At 55.6% G+C, this 737-nt stretch carries 1 protein-coding gene; it reads right to left on the bottom strand.

Annotation, left to right across the window (positions count from 1 at the left end; all coding sequences use genetic code 11):
- Positions 1-737: EF-Tu/IF-2/RF-3 family GTPase (locus U873_RS0133385; protein ID WP_025132371.1), on the bottom strand; the 737-nt coding region annotated here is incomplete at both ends.

Below are 737 nucleotides of genomic sequence, written 5' to 3'. Positions count from 1 at the left end.
TCGATAACTTTGGCTACGACGCCGGCGCCGACGGTACGACCGCCTTCACGGATAGCGAAACGCAGACCATCTTCCATCGCGATGGTTTTGATCAGAGTGACAGTCATCTGGATGTTGTCACCTGGCATTACCATTTCAACGCCTTCTGGCAGCTCGCAGTTACCAGTCACGTCAGTGGTACGGAAGTAGAACTGTGGACGGTAGCCTTTGAAGAACGGAGTATGACGGCCGCCTTCTTCCTTGCTCAGAACGTACACTTCAGCGGTGAACTTGGTGTGCGGCTTAACGGTGCCTGGCTTAACCAGAACCTGGCCACGCTCAACGTCGTCACGCTTGGTGCCACGCAGCAGAACGCCGCAGTTCTCGCCCGCACGACCTTCGTCGAGCAGTTTGCGGAACATTTCAACGCCGGTGCAGGTAGTTTTCTGAGTGTCGCGCAGACCAACGATCTCAACTTCTTCCTGGATGCGAACGATGCCACGCTCAACACGGCCAGTTACCACGGTGCCACGACCGGAGATCGAGAATACGTCTTCGATTGGCATCAGGAACGGCTTGTCGATTGCACGCTCTGGCTCTGGGATGTAGGTGTCCAGAGTTTCTACCAGACGCTTAACAGCGGTGGTACCCATTTCGTTGTCGTCTTGGCCGTTCAGAGCCATCAGAGCCGAACCGATGATGATCGGAGTGTCGTCACCTGGGAAGTCGTAAGTGCTCAGCAGATCGCGCACTTCCAT

This window comes from Pseudomonas sp. PH1b (assembly GCF_000633395.1).
GTDB lineage: Bacteria > Pseudomonadota > Gammaproteobacteria > Pseudomonadales > Pseudomonadaceae > Aquipseudomonas.
The sequence above is the reverse complement of the archived record's forward strand: the minus strand, read 5'-3'. Positions and strand labels throughout refer to the sequence as shown.